1 rRNA gene (running past one end of the window) is annotated in these 290 nt (G+C 55.5%); it reads left to right on the plus strand.

Annotation, left to right across the window (positions count from 1 at the left end):
• Positions 1 to 290 (plus strand): 23S ribosomal RNA (locus tag ASF69_RS10455); its annotated part runs 741 nt beyond the window's last position; the annotation flags it as partial.

The following is a 290-nucleotide window of genomic DNA, read 5'->3' on the forward strand; positions in this document are numbered from 1 at the left end:
AGACATGAGTAGCGATAAAGAGGGTGAGATGCCCTCTCGCCGAAAGACCAAGGGTTCCTGCGCAAGGCTAATCCGCGCAGGGTGAGCCGGCCCCTAAGACGAGCCCGAAGGGGGTAGTCGATGGGAACCACGTTAATATTCGTGGGCCTGGTGGTGTGTGACGGATCATGTGTGTTGTCATCCCTTATCGGATTGGGATGGCTTCGAAATGGTTCCAGGAAATAGCCCCACCGTATAGACCGTACCCGAAACCGACACAGGTGGTCAGGTAGAGTATACCAAGGCGCTTG

Source organism: Rhizobium sp. Leaf311, assembly GCF_001423445.1.
GTDB lineage: Bacteria > Pseudomonadota > Alphaproteobacteria > Rhizobiales > Rhizobiaceae > Agrobacterium.